15 protein-coding genes are annotated in these 20497 nt (G+C 49.3%); 4 read left to right on the top strand and 11 right to left on the bottom strand.

The window, feature by feature from the left end:
• Positions 1 to 192: 192 nt before the first annotated feature.
• Complete coding sequence (gene polA, locus AB3Y96_RS22280) at positions 193 to 2997, top strand: DNA polymerase I (RefSeq protein ID WP_367300239.1); 2805 nt, start codon at positions 193 to 195, stop codon at positions 2995 to 2997.
• A gap of 322 nt (positions 2998 to 3319) precedes the next feature.
• On the opposite strand, the gene yihA is transcribed toward polA, so the two are convergent.
• Positions 3320 to 3973 carry a ribosome biogenesis GTP-binding protein YihA/YsxC gene (yihA, locus tag AB3Y96_RS22275; protein WP_025799755.1) on the bottom strand — a complete coding sequence of 218 codons (654 nt, stop codon included), beginning with the start codon at positions 3971 to 3973 and terminating at the stop codon, positions 3320 to 3322.
• Positions 3974 to 4724: 751 nt separating this feature from the next.
• Between yihA and yihI the strand changes: the two genes are divergently transcribed.
• Together yihI and hemN are read left to right on the top strand one after the other, a co-directional pair.
• The gene (yihI, locus tag AB3Y96_RS22270) at positions 4725 to 5264 is read left to right on the top strand and encodes a Der GTPase-activating protein YihI (RefSeq protein ID WP_367300238.1); all 540 of its coding nucleotides are present in this window, start codon (positions 4725 to 4727) and stop codon (positions 5262 to 5264) included.
• A gap of 182 nt (positions 5265 to 5446) precedes the next feature.
• Positions 5447 to 6820 (top strand): oxygen-independent coproporphyrinogen III oxidase, encoded by a 1374-nt coding sequence (gene hemN / locus AB3Y96_RS22265; protein ID WP_367300237.1) that lies wholly within the window; start codon positions 5447 to 5449, stop codon positions 6818 to 6820.
• A 71-nt stretch (positions 6821 to 6891) separates the two neighbouring features.
• Here hemN and ghrB (AB3Y96_RS22260) read toward each other — a convergent pair whose 3' ends face one another.
• From ghrB (AB3Y96_RS22260) to AB3Y96_RS22240, 5 genes are all read right to left on the bottom strand, one after another.
• A complete protein-coding gene (gene ghrB, locus AB3Y96_RS22260) occupies positions 6892 to 7866 on the bottom strand; it encodes a glyoxylate/hydroxypyruvate reductase GhrB (RefSeq protein WP_367300236.1) in 975 nt (324 codons plus the stop codon).
• A 4-nt stretch (positions 7867 to 7870) separates the two neighbouring features.
• On the bottom strand, positions 7871 to 9166 hold the full coding sequence (locus AB3Y96_RS22255) for an MFS transporter (RefSeq protein ID WP_367300235.1): 1296 nt from the start codon (positions 9164 to 9166) through the stop codon (positions 7871 to 7873).
• A gap of 70 nt (positions 9167 to 9236) precedes the next feature.
• Positions 9237 to 10178 (bottom strand): sugar kinase, encoded by a 942-nt coding sequence (locus tag AB3Y96_RS22250; protein ID WP_367300234.1) that lies wholly within the window; start codon positions 10176 to 10178, stop codon positions 9237 to 9239.
• Between the two features lies 1 nt (position 10179).
• The gene (locus tag AB3Y96_RS22245; RefSeq protein WP_367300233.1) at positions 10180 to 10932 is read right to left on the bottom strand and encodes a sugar phosphate isomerase/epimerase family protein; all 753 of its coding nucleotides are present in this window, start codon (positions 10930 to 10932) and stop codon (positions 10180 to 10182) included.
• Between the two features lie 814 nt (positions 10933 to 11746).
• Positions 11747 to 13405, bottom strand: a complete 1659-nt coding sequence (locus tag AB3Y96_RS22240) for a putative transporter (protein ID WP_367300232.1) — start codon at positions 13403 to 13405, stop codon at positions 11747 to 11749.
• 367 nt (positions 13406 to 13772) lie between these two features.
• Here AB3Y96_RS22240 and inaA point away from each other — a divergent pair, with 367 nt between their 5' ends.
• Positions 13773 to 14423 (top strand): lipopolysaccharide kinase InaA, encoded by a 651-nt coding sequence (inaA, locus tag AB3Y96_RS22235; RefSeq protein ID WP_072309775.1) that lies wholly within the window; start codon positions 13773 to 13775, stop codon positions 14421 to 14423.
• Positions 14424 to 14497: 74 nt separating this feature from the next.
• Here the strand turns inward: inaA and ghrB (AB3Y96_RS22230) are convergent, their stop codons facing one another.
• From ghrB (AB3Y96_RS22230) to glnA, 5 genes are all read right to left on the bottom strand, one after another.
• Positions 14498 to 15478, bottom strand: coding sequence for a glyoxylate/hydroxypyruvate reductase GhrB (gene ghrB, locus AB3Y96_RS22230; RefSeq protein WP_367300231.1), 981 nt, complete (start codon positions 15476 to 15478; stop codon positions 14498 to 14500).
• A 189-nt stretch (positions 15479 to 15667) separates the two neighbouring features.
• Positions 15668 to 15790: a YshB family small membrane protein gene (locus AB3Y96_RS22225; RefSeq protein WP_139130970.1), complete on the bottom strand. Its 123-nt coding sequence runs from the start codon at positions 15788 to 15790 to the stop codon at positions 15668 to 15670.
• A 144-nt stretch (positions 15791 to 15934) separates the two neighbouring features.
• Positions 15935 to 17356 (bottom strand): nitrogen regulation protein NR(I), encoded by a 1422-nt coding sequence (gene glnG, locus AB3Y96_RS22220; RefSeq protein WP_072309777.1) that lies wholly within the window; start codon positions 17354 to 17356, stop codon positions 15935 to 15937.
• Positions 17357 to 17399: 43 nt separating this feature from the next.
• Complete coding sequence (glnL, locus tag AB3Y96_RS22215; protein WP_175421623.1) at positions 17400 to 18461, bottom strand: nitrogen regulation protein NR(II); 1062 nt, start codon at positions 18459 to 18461, stop codon at positions 17400 to 17402.
• 289 nt (positions 18462 to 18750) lie between these two features.
• The gene (glnA, locus tag AB3Y96_RS22210; protein WP_072309779.1) at positions 18751 to 20160 is read right to left on the bottom strand and encodes a glutamate--ammonia ligase; all 1410 of its coding nucleotides are present in this window, start codon (positions 20158 to 20160) and stop codon (positions 18751 to 18753) included.
• Positions 20161 to 20497 lie beyond the last annotated feature (337 nt).

The following is a 20497-nucleotide window of genomic DNA, read 5'->3' as shown; positions in this document are numbered from 1 at the left end:
TGTAAATAAAAGTAGGATAAGAACACCTATTATTAAAACCATGATCTTTTGTTCACAAACTTATCCACAATTTGATCGTTCAGATCTGAATACTTGATCGCATTACTTATCAAATCTCCCGCTAAAATTCGTCTCTTGTCTCGAGGTATGGCATCCTTACCTCTAAGTCCACCATCACGATAAAGACATACTATGGCCGAAATCCCTGAAAATCCCCTGATCCTAGTTGATGGATCCTCATACCTGTACCGTGCATACCATGCTTTTCCTCCGTTAACGAACCGTGCAGGAGAGCCAACAGGGGCAATGTATGGCGTGTTGAATATGCTGCGCAGCCTGATGCTGCAATATCAGCCGAGTCACGTCGCTGTGGTATTCGACGCCAAAGGAAAGACTTTCCGTGATGAGCTGTTCGCTGAATACAAATCACATCGTCCACCCATGCCAGATGACTTGCGTGAGCAAATAGAGCCGCTGCATAAAATGGTTCAGGCCGTTGGTTTGCCTCTTCTGGCCGTTTCTGGCGTCGAGGCTGATGATGTTATTGGTACGTTGGCGCAGGCAGCTGAAAAGGCGGGACGCCATGTATTGATTAGCACCGGCGATAAAGATATGGCGCAGCTTGTGACGTCAAATATCACGCTGATCAACACGATGAATAATACCATTTTAGGGCCACAAGAAGTTTGTGAGAAGTACGGTGTGCCACCGGAGTTAATCATCGATTTTCTCGCCCTGATGGGGGATTCCTCGGATAACATCCCTGGCGTGCCCGGCGTTGGCGAAAAAACGGCTCAGGCGCTGTTACAAGGTATTGGTAGCCTAAAACAGATCTATAGCGATTTGGATAAAGTGGCGACGCTGAGTTTCCGCGGTGCCAAAACGATGGGCGCTAAGCTGGAGCTGAATAAAGATAAGGCCGATCTTTCATACCTGCTGGCGACGATTAAAACTGATGTTGAGTTGGATATTACCTGCGACGATCTCCAGCTCAAGCCGATGGATACTGAACAGCTGCACGAGTTATTTAGCCGCTACGAGTTCAAACGCTGGTTAGAAGACGCTGAGGCTGGTTCTTGGCTCAGCGGTGAAAAGAAAGCACCAACGGCGCGCAAACCTGCAAAAGCTGACAGTGAGCCGCTGGCGGCGGCTGTGGTGGAAGAGGCTACGTCGGTTTTATCACAGGAAAATTACCAAACTATTCTGGATGAGTCAGCGCTGGATGATTTGATTACCAGCTTAAAATCAGCGAAGGTTTTTGCCTTCGATACTGAAACTGACTCTCTGGATGTCTTAACGACCAATCTGGTTGGTTTATCATTTGCAACTGCGCCGGGCGTCGCGGCTTATATTCCGGTCGGCCATGATTATCTCGATGCGCCAGATCAACTGAGCCGAGATACAGTCTTGGCGAAGCTAAAACCCCTGTTGGAAGATGACAATCTTCATAAAGTTGGGCAGAACCTAAAATACGATCAAGGCGTCATGGCGCGTTATGGCATTGAGCTAAAAGGCATTGCATTCGACACCATGCTGGAATCGTATGATCTCGACAGCGTTGCCGGTCGTCATGATATGGACAGCTTGGCAGAGCGCCACTTAAACCATAAAACCATAACGTTTGAAGAAATTGCGGGTAAAGGTAAATCTCAGCTGACCTTTAACCAGATTGCACTTGAGCAGGCAGCCCCTTATGCGGCTGAAGATGCCGATGTGACTTTGCAGCTACACCTCAAACTTTGGCCACAGCTGGAAAAAGAAGCGGGTTTGAAGAAAGTCTTCACCGATATTGATATGCCTTTGGTTCCGGTACTTTCACGTATGGAGCGAACCGGCGTACTGATCGATAGCCATATTTTGGGCAAGCATTCTCAGGAACTGGCTATCCGTTTGGATGAGCTGGAGAAGAAGGCCCATGAGGCTGCGGGAGAACCCTTCAACCTCTCCTCGCCAAAACAGCTACAGGCGATTTTATTCGAAAAGCAGAAGCTGCCTGTTGTGAAAAAAACGCCGGGTGGCGCGCCTTCAACAAATGAAGAGGTGCTGGCTGAATTAGCGGAGCAAGGCTTTGAACTGCCAACCATTATTTTGGAACACCGCGGTTTAGCGAAGTTAAAAAGCACGTACACGGACAAACTCCCGCAAATGATTAATGGTGCGACTGGTCGAGTCCATACGTCTTATCATCAAGCGGTTACCGCAACCGGACGGCTTTCCTCCAGCGATCCTAACCTGCAGAATATCCCAGTACGTAATGATGAAGGACGCCGGATCCGTCAGGCTTTCATTGCGCCACAGGGCTATAAAATTGTTGCGGCCGACTACTCTCAGATTGAATTACGCATCATGGCGCACTTGTCGGGTGACAAAGGCCTGCTGGCAGCGTTTGCCGCCGGTAAGGATATTCACCGTGCAACGGCGGCAGAAGTCTTTGGCCTAGCGCTTGAAGATGTCACCAGCGAACAACGCCGCAGTGCTAAAGCGATCAACTTTGGGCTGATTTATGGCATGAGTGCTTTTGGTTTGGCTCGTCAGCTGAATATTGCTCGTGGCGAAGCGCAGCGCTATATGGACCTCTATTTTGAGCGTTATCCTGGCGTGCTGGAATATATGGAGCGTACACGGCAGCAGGCGGCAGAGCAGGGATATGTAGAGACGCTAGATGGCCGTCGCCTCTATCTGCCGGAAATTCATTCCCGTAACGGTATGCGCCGTAAGGCGGCAGAACGCGCCGCGATCAACGCTCCGATGCAGGGAACCGCGGCTGATATTATCAAACGCGCGATGATTGCCGTTGATGCATGGTTATTGGAGCAAAAAGAACCTTTAGTTCGCATGATTATGCAGGTGCACGATGAATTGGTCTTTGAAGTTCATGAGTCCATCATCGATCAAACTGTCGAGAAAGTTCGTGAACTCATGGAGAAAAGCCTTGAGTTGGCGGTTCCGTTAAAAGTTGATGTGGGTACCGGTGAAAACTGGGATCAAGCTCACTAAGTGATGGTTAATTAACCTATTTATGTAATTTAACTACATAAAATCGCGTTCATAATGCCGTTTGCGCTGATTAATTGAACGTATTCTTGTAAGTTAGCTACAAAAAAGGGTTTTCCCCCGTCTGAAAATGTTGTAGAGTTACAGACGTAGGGTACAGAGGTAAGATGTTCTATCTTTCAGACCTTTTACTTCACGTAATCGGATTTGGCTGAATATTAGCCGCCCCAGTCTTTTATGACTGGGGCGTTTTTTTTTGTCCAAACCAAAAAAAGGCCGCCTCAGCGACCTTGTTCAATAACTTGTTCAATAAGATGTTAGGCAGTTATTCCCCGCCTTCTTCCTCATCTTCTTCAGACAATGTTTCAGGCTCAATCTCACTGAACCACGTATTCAGTTTTTCACTCAGCTTATCGACGCCAAACTTCTTCAGCGAAGAGAACGCTTCAACTTGAATATCGCCCATAAATGGCAAAATAGCCTCACGCACCATATTTAGCTGAGCTTTGCGCGCACCGGATGCCAATTTATCGGCTTTAGTTAGCAACAGCATAACTGGTAGGTTGACGTCTACGGCCCACTGGATCATTTGCTGATCGAGATCTTTCAGCGGATGGCGGATATCCATCAACACCACCAATCCCTTCAGGCAGTTACGTTTTTGCAGGTATTCACCTAACGCTTTCTGCCATTTGCGTTTCATCTCTTCCGGAACTTCAGCATAACCATAGCCGGGCAAGTCAACCAGACGAATACCGTCGGTAACTTCAAACAGGTTAATCAGCTGAGTACGGCCTGGAGTTTTACTGGTACGCGCTAAGCCTTTTTGGTTGGTCAGCGTATTAAGTGCGCTGGATTTACCTGCGTTAGAGCGACCAGCAAAGGCGACTTCAATTCCGGTATCGGCCGGCAGTGCGCGAATATCAGGGGCGCTGGTGACGAAGTGTGTCACATGATAGTTATAAGTTTTACGGTTCAAAACGTTCGTCTCCATTAAAGCATGGGGGTATCTGGTGGGGATTATAACTGCATCAGACGCAAAGAGCGCATAAAACCGCTGTTTATCTGCTGTAAGCTCACGGCTTACAGCCGTGTAAGACATTGACCATTCGTTTTTCGGGCAATCACGTTTTCAGCTATAAGCCTGAATTTATTAAAGTAATAGATTCATATAATTACAAAACAACGTGATAAAGATCACATGAGAGCGGGCGTGCTAACCCATTGTGAAAGTAAGCCAATACTTTAAAGTATCTTTCAACGCCAAGGATAACGGCACGGAAAACTTCGTCAGGAAGACGAATCTCAGGGAACGCAAGAATGCGTAACGAGAGAAAGGACTCACGCTAAAGGAATTAGCGAAGATATACAGGATGTATATCGTAAAGGAAGACACAAACTCAGGATGAGTTTAGCGCTGGGATTGGCGCAACAAGGACAAGAGCCTCAGGAAGAGGATGCTAGGAGCAAAACGGCAAAGGGAAAAACCGGGACGTTGACTGCATTCAAGGATTGAATTGCGTGAATATCCTTCATTTGAAGGCTAGAATTAAGGCGACAGTTTAGGCTGTCGCCTTTTTTCTTTGTGTGCTTTCTGGTAGGGTGTGCGCATTGTCCGCCCCCTCAGCCTAAACGCCTGTTTTACGGGTGTCGGAGACTGGCGTATCAGGAATTAACCTGAGCTCGCTAATATTTCTCTACTCGATTTATCTCTCTGTGAGTACACGCTAATGAGTCCTGCCAATAAAACGCCGAAAGCTAAAACTTCAGCGCCAAAACAAAAACGAAAAACCCGTGTTGAGCTCGATCTGGAAGCTCGCGCCCGTAAGCGCCAGAAAAAGCACCGCGGTAACAAATCGGGTGGCCGTGCCAACCCAGAAGCTGCCAATAAAAAAACCGGTGATGCAGTCAAAGTTGTAGATCCGCGCATCGGCAGTAAAGTGCCTGTATCGCTGGTGGCAACAGAAGTGAAGAAGCCAAAAGCAAAAGCGCCTAAACCGGAAGCGAAAAAACGACTGACGCCAGAAGAAGAGCTGACTCAGTTGGAAAACGATCCGCGTCTGGATGCGCTGCTGATCCGTCTCGACGATGGCGAAGATCTCAACCAAGAAGAGCAAAGCTACGTCGACAATATGTTGGACCGTATTGATGCGCTGATGGAAGAGCTAGGCATCGAGTTGGGCGACGAAGATGACGAAGTCGACGAAGAAGAGCCAAAAGAAGACATCGTTAAATTGCTCAAACGCGGTAACCCGAAAGACGTATTTTAATCGTCAATGGGGCTAATCCTAACAATAGCCTTACTGCTTACGTGTTATCTGTTGTGGTTATTAGGTAAACTATGGTGGCTGTCGCGGCGTAAACAACGCTGGCGACAAGCTGCCATGACCCGCCAGTTTTCACGGCTTCCTCGTCACCGGTCTGGCAGACGAAATCATCGGAAGGAGTAAGCATGTCGGAACAGGCAATTGTCTGGGATCTGGCCCTGATTCAAAAATATAACTATTCTGGGCCGCGTTACACCTCATATCCTACTGCATTAGAATTCAGCGAAAGCTTCACCGACACTGAATTTGCGAATGCTGTAGCTCGTTATCCTGAACGTGCGCTTTCGCTTTACGTTCATATCCCGTTTTGCCACAAGCTGTGTTACTTCTGCGGCTGCAATAAGATCGTTACTCGCCAAACACATAAGGCGGATGAATATCTTGATAAGCTGGCATTTGAAATCCGCCAACGTGCACCGATGTTTGTGGGGCGAAAAGTCTCCCAATTACATTGGGGCGGTGGTACGCCAACTTATTTAGATAAAAACCAGATTTCACGCTTAATGCACATGCTGCGCGATGCCTTTGATTTTCTGCCGGATGCAGAAATTTCAATTGAGGTCGATCCGCGTGAAATTGAGCTGGATGTGCTCGACCACCTACGCCAAGAAGGTTTCAACCGCCTCAGTATGGGCGTGCAGGACTTCAACAAAGAAGTTCAGAAATTGGTGAATCGTGAGCAAGACGAACAGTTCATCTTCGATTTGATTAATCGGGCTAAAGCGATCGGTTTTACCTCAACGAATATCGATCTTATTTACGGCTTACCAAAGCAAACGCCAGAGAGTTTTAGCTATACGCTGCAAAAAGTGGCTGAGCTCAATCCTGACCGTTTGAGCGTATTTAACTATGCGCATATGCCGAAGCTATTTGCCGCGCAGCGCAAAATCAAAGACGAAGACCTGCCATCGGCAGACAGCAAGCTGTCTATTCTGCAAGAAACTATCGCGATCCTAACGGGGTCTGGCTATCAGTTTATCGGCATGGACCATTTTGCTCATGCTAATGATGAATTGGCGGTGGCTCAGCGTGAAGGCAAATTGCACCGTAACTTCCAAGGCTATACCACGCAGGGCGATAGCGATCTTCTGGGATTGGGCGTTTCCGCGATAAGCATGATCGGGGATAGCTATGCGCAGAATCGCAAAGTGCTGAAAGAGTATTACGCCGACGTACAAGACCATGGTCACGCGCTTTGGCGTGGGCTTTCCATGACTGAAGATGACTGTTTGCGCCGTGATGTGATTAAAAATCTCATCTGCAATTTCCGCTTAGACTATTCCCAAGTTGAGAGCCAATACGCGATTGTGTTTGCCGATTACTTCGCCGATGACTTAAAACTGCTGGCACCTTTGGTCGACGATGGGCTGGTGGAAATCACGCCAACCAGCATTGAAGTGACTCCGCGCGGTCGTTTGCTGATCCGTAATATTTGCATGTGCTTTGACATCTATCTGCGTAAGCAGGCGAGAATGCAGCAGTTTTCGCGGGTAATCTAAAAGGTGTATGTCTTGGTAGGAAAAGCCGATGTGGCTGGGCCTACCAAGACTTGAACTGAAGATCGAAGTTGTTACTTCAACAAATGTGCATTCACACTGTTTTCTGTTACTTCCCCCGTTAATGCCGTGATCAGGTTATCTACCGCGCAGGCCGCCATGTTATAGCGGGTTTCTTCCGTTGCTGAGCCGATGTGAGGCAGTGCAACAACGTTAGGTAACAGCAGTAACTTTGAATCAGCAGGCAATGGCTCCACTTCGAACACATCTAACCCCGCAGCGCGAATCGTACCGTTTTTTAACGCTTCAATTAATGCCGCTTGATCGACAATTTTGCCGCGCGCGCCGTTGATCAAAATAGCGCTGGATTTCATTTTAGCTAAACGTTCAGCGTTGATGAGCTTATGCGTTTGTTCACTGTAAGGCAGCGTAATACAGACGAAGTCAGACTGAGTGAGCAATTCATCCAGTTCGCAGCGACGAGCATTAAACTCCTTTTCCACCTGCATATTGGGGCGATCGTTCCAGTACAAAACATTCATGCCAAAACCCGCGTGGGCTCGACGCGCGAGCGCTGCACCGATACGCCCCATGCCCAAAATACCTATCGTTTTATGGTGAACGTCGACGCCATAGCTATCGCTGCCAATGCTGCGCGTCCATTTTCCGGCTTTCACCATTTCTGCCATTTCCAAAGCGCGGCGTGCGGTCATCAGAATCAGCGTAAACACGGTATCTGCAGTAGTTTCGGTGAGCACCGTTGGCGTGTGCATCAACACAATTTTACGCTGTGTCAGATCGGCTACGTCGAACTGATCGTAGCCAACTGAAATAGTTGAGATCGCTTTTAGCTTGGGCGCATGGTCTAGCAACTCAGCGCGCACCGGTACGCTTGCGCCAATCATGCCATCGGCATTTTTAAGCGCGGCGATAACTTCTGCGCGGTTAGTCTCATTGATTCCATCAAAGAATCGGACATCAAAATGGTCTTCTAATCGCTGTAGCAAATCAGAGGGTATTTTTTTATACAGAACAATGGATTGCTTCATAAAACTATTTCCCCTGAGCGACGGCTGAAGTGGGTTTAACGGTGGCTTTTTTTTGCGTATCTGATGGCTTAACAATGAGTGTTAAGCCAACGGCGACCAGTAGCGCACCCGCCATAAATACGTAGGACGCGGCTGGAGAGCCGGTAGAACCATTCAGATAACCCACAAACCACGAGCCAAAGAAAGAACCCAACGCTCCCATGCTGTTGATTAAGGCCATTGCGCCACCGGAAACGTTACGTGGCAGCATTTCAGGGATAATGGCGAAGAATGGACCGTAAGGTGCATACATCGCTGCGCCTGCGATAACCAACAGCGCGTAAGACCACCAGAAGTGATTGGCGCCGACGAGATAAGAGCCGATAAAGGCCAGTGCGCCGATCAACAGCAGCGGCCATACGAACAGTTTACGGTTTTGCATTTTGTCGGATGCCCAAGACACCACGATCATCGCAATGGTTGCGGCCAAATAAGGCACTGCCGACAGCCAGCCAGCTTCCACCATTCCCATATCAGAACCGTGGCGCAGAATCGAAGGTAGCCACAGTACAAAGCCGTACACGCCGATGCTCCATGCAAAATACTGAGCACACAGGATAATGACGTTACGCGAGCGGAAAGCTTCACTGTAGTTACGTACGGCCTTAATGCCCTGTTGTTCTTCAAGCAGTTTGGCCTGTAGCGCGGCTTTTTCAGATTCACTTAACCAGCCAACTTGTTCAGGTTTATCTTTAACCAACACCCACCAACAGAATGCCCAAATAACCGCTGGGAAGCCTTCGATGATGAACATTTCGCGCCAGCCATAGGCATGAATTAAATAGCCAGAAACCACAGACATCCACAGAACGGTGACCGGATTACCTAAAATTAAAAAGGTATTGGCTCTTGAACGCTCCGCCTTGGTAAACCAGTTACTGATGTAAATAAGCATGGCGGGCATAACCGCCGCTTCGACCACGCCAAGTGCGAAGCGAATAGCCGCCAGCGCAGGGATATTGCTGACTAAACCGGTTAACGTGGCGCACATGCCCCACAGGATCAGGCACCAAAATACCAGTTTACGTACGCTGCGGCGTTCGGCGTAAATGGCTCCAGGGATCTGGAAGAAAAAATAGCCGAGGAAAAATAGGGCGCCCAGTAGAGAGGCCATTCCTTTGGTGATGCCAAGATCTTCATTAATCCCAGCAGCGGAGGCAAAGCTGAAGTTCGCGCGATCAAGATAAGCCATGCTATAGGTGATAAAAATCACCGGCATGATGTACCACCAGCGCTTCGGGGCAATCGTTGATTTGCTCATGGTTATAATCCTTCAGTGTGGTTCAGATACATCCTTGGGATGTAGGGCCCAGAGGTGGATGTGTTATTTATTATTCGCCGAGTTCGGCTCGGGTTGGTAAGCCTTCGCTGTCCCCAATCGCCTGCACCGCTAGCGCACCAATTTTGTTACCGCGCATAACGGCATCCGGTAGCGCTTTTCCTTCAAGTAATGCACTGATAACACCGACGGCAAAACCATCACCCGCGCCAACGGTGTCAATCACGTTCTCAACGCGCACGGCGGCAACGTGCTGCTGGTGGCCGTCTGCGGTTTTAAACCAAGCACCATCTGGCCCGAGCTTGATGACGACGGCTTTTACGCCGCGGCTAAGATAGAAATCAGCAATCTCTTCCGGTGTTTGTTTGCCTGTGAGGATTTGCCCTTCTTTCAGACCCGGTAATACCCAATCGGCTTGGAAAGCTAAAGCATTCAGCTTTTCACACATCACCTGCTGGCTTGGCCATAGCACAGGGCGCAAATTAGGATCGAAAGAGATGGTTTTGCCCATCGCGCGCATTTCTTGCGCCGCGTGGTTGGCGAGAGCCAAAGAATCAGCGGAAAGCGCCGCCGCAACGCCGCTTAGGTGAAGGTGGCGGGCCTGAGAGAAATAGGCCCGATCGAAATCGTGAACAGAAAGGTGGCTGGCTGCCGATCCTTTGCGGAAATACTCTACCTTGGGATCGGTTCCATTTTCGGCTTTAGATTTCAGCTGAAAACCCGTTGGGAAGCGCTCATCAACGGTAACGCACTGATGATTTATTCCCTCTTGCTGTAGCGTCGCGAGCGTAAAACGGCCAAAAGAGTCGTTTCCTACACGGCTAACCCAGCCCACGTTCATCCCGAGGCGTGATAAACCAATCGATACGTTCAGCTCAGCGCCAGCGATACGTTTGGTAAACTGCATAGCCTGATCCAGTTCACCGGTTTCATTGGCGACGAACATGGTCATTGCTTCGCCATAGGTGATCACGTCTAACGGTGAAGTTTTCATATTAGTCTGCTCTCAATAAATTAACGTAGTGGCGGGTTACTGAGGTTAAGTCATCGCCTTTTAATGGGAATTCAATGCCGCGCATTGCCTGATGAGGAAGCTTAGCCAGTAAGGGTTTCCAGCGACCGTCGCTATTATCTAATTCCACCGCACACCAGCCTTGAGGCCGTTTTTCTGCGGCTTTCACATGTACGTAATGCACCATGTGCGCTAGCTTTTGCGCTGCACTATGCGCGTCTTCGTCTACCCAGTCCCAGTTCGCCATATCGAAGGTCATGCGTATTGGGGAATGGCAATCTTGTACCGCGGCAAAGAACGCGTTTAACGGTGATAAAATTCCGCAGTCCGGTGTTTGATCGTTTTCAACGACGAGTTGCACTTGGCGCTTGCTGAGCAAGGCGTTTAGTTCAGTAATGTCATAGCCTGGTTGATAATGCCCCAGAGAGAATTTCACCGTGCTAGCGTTGAGCTCGGCGGCTTCTCGTAAACGATTTTCGAGCTGTGGATTGAGTGAACCATCGAGGGCAAATAATCCTTCCGGTACTGAATAGACGGCGAAAAGCTGGTGGTCAGCAATTTGACGAGCTAAATGGCCTAAGGTGTTCAGTTCTGATTCGGATAATAGCTCACGGCGAATTTCAACGCCGTTGGCACCTGATTCGGCGATAATCGGCAGTAAATTAGCTTGTCCGCCTAGCTTTTTAATGTTGTCCCACCCGTAAGCGGCGGTCACAACGACGATATCTCTTTTCATATTCACTCCAATGATGGTCACTTCATCATCAATTCAATAATGCCAAGATATTTGGAACCGGTTCCATAAAAAAGCGAAATAATGAGGATGTATGACAGTTGTCACATATTGGTTTGGGGGGAATTCAGAAGTGTGATCGGGGTGGGATTGTCATTGCAAAATGTAAGCTTAATTCAGTGCATAAATGGCTGCTTATGGAGTATGCCCTTGCGGTGTAAGGTTTCGACCGCCAGATTTATGGCTGAATGGGTGTAAGGTTTCGACCGCCTATCCGGTTCGGCATTTACATATAGCTTCCGTCGAAGGCGTCCGAGTCGGGTGCGCCAGCGCGCGCACCCAACACCCGCGCGCTTTTATCCGAGACGCCATCTCCGCTCCGGTTTGGTATCGCCCATCCCGGGCGCCCCAAACTCCGTCACGACATCCCTGTCGTGCCGGCTCTTCCTACCAAGACTTAAACAATTAAAAGAGAGAAATAGAAAGATAAGAAGATAAAAATGTCTTTTGTCTTTTCCTGTTGAAAAAATGCATTTTAGAGCCGCCAGCAGGGATGCTGGTTGCAGGTCGAGGGCGCACAGGACGTGCGCTCCGAGACCGGTCGGCCAAGCGGCTCGGTAAAAAGCGCGCGAGTTGAGAGTCCCCGCGCAACGGGACTCTCATCGGACGCCTACGCCAGCGGCTTCATAGAAATGCAAATGCTCACAGGCGTTCGAAACCTTACGTATATCTATAATATTTAGATTGTCTTGTATGAACTTCAGTACAAACATACTCGGCGTTCGAAACCTTACACTACTTTGTAAAATCCCCGTTTCTACATTGCCCAAAAAATCACCGCCAGCAGCTGTGGTGACATAATCCTTAAAAACATCGCGAGTGGATAAACAGTCGCATATGACAGCGCCGCTGCGCCGCTAGTTGGATGTAGTCCGTTGGCGAAAGCAAGGGCTGGAGGATCGGTCATCGAGCCAGCCAGCATGCCGCAGATTGTTAGATAGTTCATTTTCGCCATAGTGCGAGCGAGGATCCCCGCAGTGAGCAGTGGAATCGCGGTAATTAAAATTCCATAGCCAATCCACGACAAACCATCACCATTAAGCAATGTATCGACGAAATTTCCACCAGACTTCAGACCAACAACGGATAAAAACAGCACGATGCCGAGTTCGCGCAGGGCAAGATTGGCGCTAGGTGGCATAAACCAATACAGCTTACCAATACTGCCGATACGGCCCAAAATAAGCGCGACCACCAATGGACCACCTGCCAAGCCTAATTTCAATGCGGCAGGGAATCCGGGGATGAAAAGGGGAATGGAACCGAGTAATACACCGAGCCCAATGCCGATAAACACCGGCAGCATTTGAACTTGTTGCAGCTTCTGCTGGGCGTTGCCGACGATATCTGCCACGCGATCGATAGATTCCGGTCTTCCCACCAGATTCAAGATATCGCCAAACTGCAGACTTGCATTGCTGCTAGCGACCAACTCAACGCCGGAGCGGTTAAGGCGAGATATCACCACGTCATATTTCTGTTTTAAATTCAGATCGCGGATTTTTTTACCCAATACCTTCTCGTTCGTCACCACAACTCGGCTCACTTGAAGTGCCGTACCGCGTGTAGACAGTGATGTATCGACCTGATCGCCGATGACTAAGCGCGCGTTTTCTAAATCCTGCTTTTGTCCAACCAGATGGATAAGGTCGCCTAATTCCAGCACCGTATCGGGCAGTGGCACCATCAGATGTTCGCCGCGTTTTAAGCGTGAACAGACGACTTCATCGCTGTTGATAATAGGAATGCTATGAATCGGCATCCCCGCCAGATTGGGGTTACGCACCGAGATGTTCATGGTTTGCAGCAGCTCATGCTGCAACCCATTTTTAGCGTCAAAATCTCTGGCCTCTGCATCTACGCTAATGCGAAATATTAAGCGTAGCAGCCACATAACCAGCAAAATTCCACATATTCCAAACGGGTAGGCCATGGCATACCCCATCCCCATTTTATCGACCAGCGCGGGATCGGAACCTAAATCAGTCAGAATTTGCTGCCCGGCGCCAAGCGCAGGGGTATTGGTTACTGCGCCTGAAAACACACCAAGGATCACCGGAAGAGGAACATCAAACAGCTTGTGGATGAGCGCCGTCACGATGCCGCTTAGCACTACCATCAGAACAGCAAAGCCGTTAAGCCTGAGACCTGAAACGCGTAATGAGGAGAAGAAACCGGGCCCAACCTGAATTCCGATGGTGTACACGAATAAAATTAGGCCGAATTCTTGGATAAAATGCAGCATATCGCCGTTGAGATCGAGAGCGTACATCTGAGCAAAATGGCCTACGATAATTCCGCCAAAAAGCACGCCCCCGATGCCTAAGCCAACACCATAAATGCGCCAATTGCCGATCCACAAACCCAGCACAGCAACGAGCGCCAGCAGACTAACCGTAAGGGCGATATCGCTCATCGTACACATCCTTGATTCTACTGCTAATAAAAGGCGGCATCGAACTCGCTCGCCGTTGATCAATGGTTAACGTCTAACTGCTTACAATTACTGTGGATTCTCGCAAAAGCAAGCATGCACATCTGTGGCGTAAGCCACATAACCGCAGTCATTGTGAAACGATTCACCTATTGTGTTTGTGAATTGGATGTTTTATCGCCAGCTCAAATCATTGCGATGATGCAGCAATACGCAGAAGTGCGCTCTTTAAGATAATCTTACTACTAGTTTAAGTGGTTATTATTATCGTGCATGTGTATTTTTTTCGTTCGATTTAAATTGAATAAGCAACGGTCTGCGCGAATGGATTTTCACACGAGGGGTTGATATGGCATCACGAGCAGAATTAGACGAGTTTCAGCGTTGGTGGGATACAGAAGGCGATTGGGTTGAAGAGCCTAATGAACGTCGCAAAGGTATGAGCGGCGTTCAGCGCATTGAACGTAATGGTAAAACGCTTTATGTAAAACGTCAGGTGATGCACCTATTCCACTCTCTGCGTTATCCATTTGGGCGTCCAACAATTGTGCGCGAAATTCAGGTGATCAACGAACTCTCTGCGGCAGGCGTGATTGTCCCCAAAATCGTATACGGTAAAGCGCTGCAAATTAATGGCGAATGGCGTGCCCTACTCGTGACGGAAGATATGAAGGATTTTGTTTGTATCGGTGATTGGTATACACAGAAACAGAATCAAGCCTGTGAGCCTGACGTGATGAATGAATTGCTCAAGCAGATTGCCGTTGCCTTTAAAAAAATGCATAGCGTAAATCGGCAGCATGGTTGCTGTTACGTCCGGCATATTTATGTGAAAAGTCGCGGAGACGTTCAGGCTGGTTTTTTAGATCTTGAAAAGAGTCGCCGCCGTTGGGTGAGAGAGAAAGCGGTGCGGCATGATTTTAAACAGTTAGAGAAATACTTAGAACCGATCCCGCCTGAAGATTGGCAGCGTGTCAAAGAGCACTACTATTCTTTATAACGTATTCTTTAACATGCGTCCTATTCTCCGCTGAAACATGGGCAGGTTGTCCTGCCCATCACCGGTTTATATTTCTAGTTTTTGACCGCAATCTGAGGATTGACGCAGTTTTCCTTCACCGTGCCGTTTAACGCAGCAATCAGATTATCGACGGCGCATTCGGCCATGCCGTAGCGGGTTTCATGAGTGGCTGAGCCAATATGCGGTGCTAAAACCACATTTTTGAGTTTCATCAGTTCTGAGTCATGCGGCAATGGCTCGCGTTCAAACACATCTAAGCCTGCCGCGAGAATAGAGCCATCTTTCAGCGCCTCAACTAAGGCATCTTCATCAATGACAGGCCCGCGACCTGCATTGATCAAAATCGCACTTTTTTTCATTTTGTCTAACTGTGCACGCCCAATCATATGGTGAGTTTGTGACGTGAGCGGCAGCGTTATGCAAACAAAATCGGATTGGGCGAGTAGCGTATCTAAATCGCAATGTTGCGCCTGATATTTTTGATTCGCCTCTGGGTTTGGGGTGCGAGTGTTATAAAGCACTTTCATACCAAAACCAAAGTGAGCGCGCTGCGCCAGCGCCATACCAATGCGCCCCATGCCAAGAATACCCACGGTTTTGTGGTGAACGTCCGTTCCGTAATAATCGGCTCCAAGGCTATCATTCCAGTGCCCGTCACGGATCCATGCATCTAATTCTGGAATGCGGCGCGCAGTTGCTAGCATCAGTCCCATCAACGTATCCGCGACGGTTTCCGTTAACACGGTGGGTGTATGCATCAGCAAGATGTTACGCCGGGTCATCTCGTTGACGTCAAAATTATCGTAGCCGACTGAAATGGTTGAAGCCGCCCGAAGTTTAGGCGCTTGCGCCAGTAGGTCAGCGTCAATACGTCCGCCAGAACCGATTAACCCTTCTGCGTTTTTTAGTGCCTGTAAAAATGCAGGGTAGGTTTGATGAGATAGCTCGTCAAAGGCGGTCACGCTGAAGTGTTCGTCGAGCTTTTGGCGCAGGTCAGCGGGTAGCGTTTTATAGAGAACGATCGCAGGTTTCATGTTTGCTCCTAAGAGATAGGCGTCAGGATTGGCTGATAATTCAGGCTCTTTCATTTCAGCATAACAGCGAAAGATGCAAACAGGGTTCTGAATTGGGTCTTAATCGCGATGAGTTTTAAGGATTCTGCCAACAAAAAAGGGCGTTGCTAGAACAACGCCCTTTCTCATGAGAGGGGGAGAGTAAACGGGTTAACCCAAAAAACTCAGCAAAGCGGCACATAGCACGGCGGCAAATGCAGTCTGCGATGAGTGTCCGGCGGCGGTGGCGAGCTCTGCACCCTGCGAGATCAAGCTCAGTAGCGAATCGATCATCATAACCTCCAAAAACTGTGCCGATGATCATACCGATCCGCGGTGTACTGTTAAAGATCGGCATAGCCGTTTTTTTGTGCGCTGGATTGTATTTTTATTAACCAACCACGGCGCATTAACAAACCTCTAATGATCGGCTAACGATTACTCCATTCCCAACTCTTTTAGCTTACGTGTCAGGGTATTGCGCCCCCAGCCGAGCAGTCGTGCCGCTTCTTGTTTATGACCATGGGTGTGACGCAGCGCGGTCGTCAGCAGAATGCGCTCCATCTCTGGTTGAGCTTCAGACAACAAGTCCTGATGGCCAGACCGCAAGGCATGCTCTGCCCACTGAGCTAAAAGTGCAGACCAGTGATCGGGAGAGACGGTTCCGCTGGTGGATTCCGGTGCGCTGGTTTCAAATAGTTCGCTTGGCAAATCTTGAACCAGCAACTCTTGTCCAGCGGCCATAACGGTAAGCCAACGGCAGGTGTTTTCTAGCTGACGAACGTTGCCCGGCCACGGAAGACGGGTGAGCGCCAACTCGGTATCAGGGTGAAGAATTTTGGCTTCAACGCCTAATTCGGTGGCAGCCACTTTCAAAAAGTAACGCGCGAGGCGAGGGATATCTTCACGGCGCTCGCGCAATGGAGGCAAGTGCACGCGAATAACGTTGAGGCGGTGGAATAAATCCTCACGGAATTTCCCTTCCTGCACCCGTTGCTCAAGGTTTTGATGCGTTGCAGCAATAATGCGTACATCGACTTTGACTGGAGCATATCCGCCAACGCGATAAAACTGACCATCGGCTAACACGCGCAGCAGGCGGGTTTGGACATCCAGCGGCATATCTCCGATTTCATCTAGAAACAGTGTGCCGCCGTCTGCCTGTTCAAAACGACCCTGACGAATTTGATTCGCGCCGGTAAAGGCCCCTTTTTCGTGGCCAAACAGCTCTGACTCAATCAGATCTTTAGGGATAGCAGCCATATTCAGCGCAATAAACGGTGCTTTGCCGCGTGGGCTATGGCGATGTAGCGCGTGCGCCACCAACTCTTTACCCGTACCCGATTCACCGTTAATCAATACGCTGATTGAAGAGCGCGAAAGTCGGCCGATAATGCGAAAGACATCCTGCATCGCCGGTGCTTCACCGATAATATCCGCTGCCGGATCGTTAATGGGTTCGCTGCGTGCGGGATGCTGCTGTTCTTGATAGTGGCTGATTGCACGCTCGACAAGGGCGACCGCTTCATCAATATCAAAAGGCTTAGGCAAGTAATCAAAAGCGCCTTGCTGATAAGCGCTGACCGCGGCATCCAAGTCTGAATGTGCGGTCATTATGATGACCGGAAGCATAGGATGGCGCTGTTTTATCTGCTTGAGTAAAGCTAAGCCATCCATGCCAGGCATGCGGATATCGGATAACAAAACGTCCGGCGTTTGGCTGGCTAAGGCATCCAGTACCTCATTTCCGTTCTCAAACGTGACGCAGCGCAGACCCGCGCCGGTCAGTGCACGTTCCAGCACCCAGCGGATGGAACTGTCATCATCAACGATCCAGACGATTCCCTGTTGCGTTGTCATAATCACCTCTGTTTACGGAAGGCCGCTTAGTGAATGTTGTGAATTACTTGCGAATAGGCAGATAAACCGAAAACTCGGTATGCCCCGGCCAACTATTAAATTCAATTTTACCCTGATGCTGGTCGATGAGATTTCTGGCAATCGACAGGCCGAGTCCGGTACCGCCTTCGCGGCCACTGACCATCGGATAAAACAGGGTATCGTGCAGATGGGCGGGGATCCCCGGACCATCATCTTCAATATCAATGCGCGCCGCTAAACGATAACGTTCGCCATGCAGCGTGAGCTGAAATGCGGTTCGCGTGCGCAAGGTAATCGTGCCACCCGCGTTTCCAAGCGCTTGGAGCGCATTGCGGGTGATATTTAGCAGCACTTGTTCAATCTGTTCTGGATCGTGCTCAAGCTCCGGCAGGCTCGGATCATAATCCCGAACCAGCGTGACGTTGTTGGGGCATTCAAGCGAAACCAGCTGGCAAACGCGTTCTGCCACCTGATGAATACTTTGTGTGACGTGTTGACCGGGGCGCTGTGGGCCTAATAGACGATCGACCAAATTTCTCAGGCGGTCTGCCTGCTCGATGATGACCTTGGTGTATTCGGTCAGCGAAGGATCGGGCAATGCTTTGGCTAATAGCTGCGCCGCGCCGCGTAACCCGCCGAGCGGGTTTTTAATCTCATGAGCCAGCCCACGCACTAAATCGCGGGCGGCAACCTGCTGTGCATGCTGGAGCTGCTCTTGGCTTAGGCGGCGCTGGCTATCCATTGGTGAGAGCTCCAACAGGATAAAGTCATCACTCATGGGTTGTGCCGTGAGCGCCATAATGTGGGCATGACCATCGATAACCAGCGTGACTTCATTATCGGTAAACCCCTGTCCGGCGTGCAGGCTATCGTGCATCAGGCGAATATTCAGCGAGAAGTAGCCTAATAAGTCTGGGAGTGGAGTGCCGAATAATTTGCGCGAGCTTTGGGCTAACAGCTGTTGCGCGGCAGGATTGGCGTAATGAATCGCCAGATTGCGATCGAGCAACAATACGCAGGTAATCAGAGAATTGAGAATTTGCCCGGGATCAGGCTGTTTGCGTGCGGTTTGCGCATCGGTCATGGATTGGTCGGCCATACTGCGGGCTCCTGCACTGTTTTGGTGCAAATTAGATAAATGCACTTTAGCATGCTTTCAAAACCGTGGGATTTGGCGAGTTAAAAAAATTTCTCTGCTGGTGCCCATCAGTTAGGTGCTCAAAAAAAGTGGAGAAAAAAACCCATCCGAAGATGGGTATAAAGTTTCCACGGCAACAAAAAATCGACGAACCAATTTGAATCTTTTAGCGGCACGCCATAAGGCGTGCCAAGCGTATGAGCGTGTTTTAAGACGCTGGTTTTAAACGCCGGATTTAAACGCTGTAGTACAGTTCAAACTCAACAGGATGTGGCGTCATGCGCACACGTTCCATCTCTTCCTGACGCAGTTTGATGTAAGCATCGATCGCGTCGTTAGTGAACACACCACCGCGGGTCAAGAATTCACGGTCAGCATCCAGACAGGCCAGCGCTTCGTCCAGAGAACCCGCAACGGTAGGGATCTCTTTCGCTTCTTCTGGTGGCAGATCGTACAGGTTCTTATCCATAGCATCGCCAGGATGGATTTTGTTCGCAATACCGTCCAAGCCTGCCATCAACAGTGCAGCGAAGCACAGGTATGGGTTAGCCGCTGGATCTGGGAAGCGAACTTCAATGCGGCGTCCTTTCGGGCTGGCGATAACTGGAATACGGATAGAAGCAGAACGGTTACGGGCAGAGTAAGCCAGCATAACTGGAGCTTCGTAGCCAGGGACCAAACGCTTGTAGGAGTTAGTCGTTGGGTTTGCCAGCGCATTGATTGCTTTAGCATGTTTGATTACGCCGCCAATGTAGTACAGCGCCATTTCAGACAGGCCAGCGTATTTGTCGCCTGCGAACAGGTTAGTCCCGTTCTTAGACAGAGACATATGGCAGTGCATACCAGAACCATTATCGCCAAACATTGGTTTTGGCATAAAGGTGGCTGTTTTGCCGAATGCGTGAGCCACGTTGTGAACCACGTATTTGTAAATCTGAATTTCGTCAGCTTTTTTGGTCATGGTATTGAAGCGGGTTGCCACTTCGTTCTGACCGGCTGTTGCAACTTCATGGTGATGAGCTTCAACCACCAAACCCATGTCTTCCATGGTTAGACACATGGTAGAACGGATATCCTGTGAAGAATCGACAGGAGGCACTGGGAAATAGCCGCCTTTCACCGCTGGACGATGGCCTTTGTTGCCGCCTTCGTATTTGGTGCTGGAGTTCCATGCGCCTTCGATATCGTCAATAGCTACGTGGGAGCCACGAATGCTGCTGCCAAAACGAATGTCATCGAACAGGAAGAATTCTGGTTCAGGCCCAAACAGAACGGTATCTGCGATGCCTGAAGCGCGCAGGTAATCTTCTGCACGTTTAGAGATGGAGCGCGGGTCGCGGTCGTAGCCCTGCATGGTGCCTGGCTCAAGAATGTCGCAACGGATAATCAGAGTCGGTTCTTCAAAGAACGGATCCAGAACCGCAGTGCTTGCATCTGGCATCAGCACCATGTCGGATTCGTTGATACCTTTCCAGCCGCCGATAGAGGAGCCGTCAAACATTTTACCTTCTTCGAAGAAGTCGGCATTGACTTGATGAGCAGGGATCGTAACGTGCTGTTCTTTACCTTTCGTATCAGTAAAACGCAGGTCTACGAATTTGACTTCATGCTCATTCAGCATTGTTAATACGTGTTCAGCGGACATACTCTACTCCCGGTTGCCTAAGGTCGTCGTGGAACGAATCTGTATATATAAATGGTTTTTTCACCATAAATTTATACAAGCTAAAACCATGCCAACTTTACAAATCGCTCGGAAAGCGCATAATTGGCGTATCTGGTGGTAGGAGACTATGCACCAGAATCGAATTCCGCACCAGAATGGTGCAGTGTAAGATTTCATATGCACCATTCCAGTGCAAATTGTTCATTCCCGCGCCGTTTGGCATCGTGAATAGGATCACAAACTCACCTTTTTACGGTTGTTTATAAGAGATGCTTGTGATCTTGTTTAGTCCCTCGCTTATTACGTGTACAATAGC

The organism is Hafnia alvei, assembly GCF_964063325.1.
GTDB lineage: Bacteria > Pseudomonadota > Gammaproteobacteria > Enterobacterales > Enterobacteriaceae > Hafnia > Hafnia alvei_B.
The sequence above is the reverse complement of the archived record's forward strand: the minus strand, read 5'-3'. Positions and strand labels throughout refer to the sequence as shown.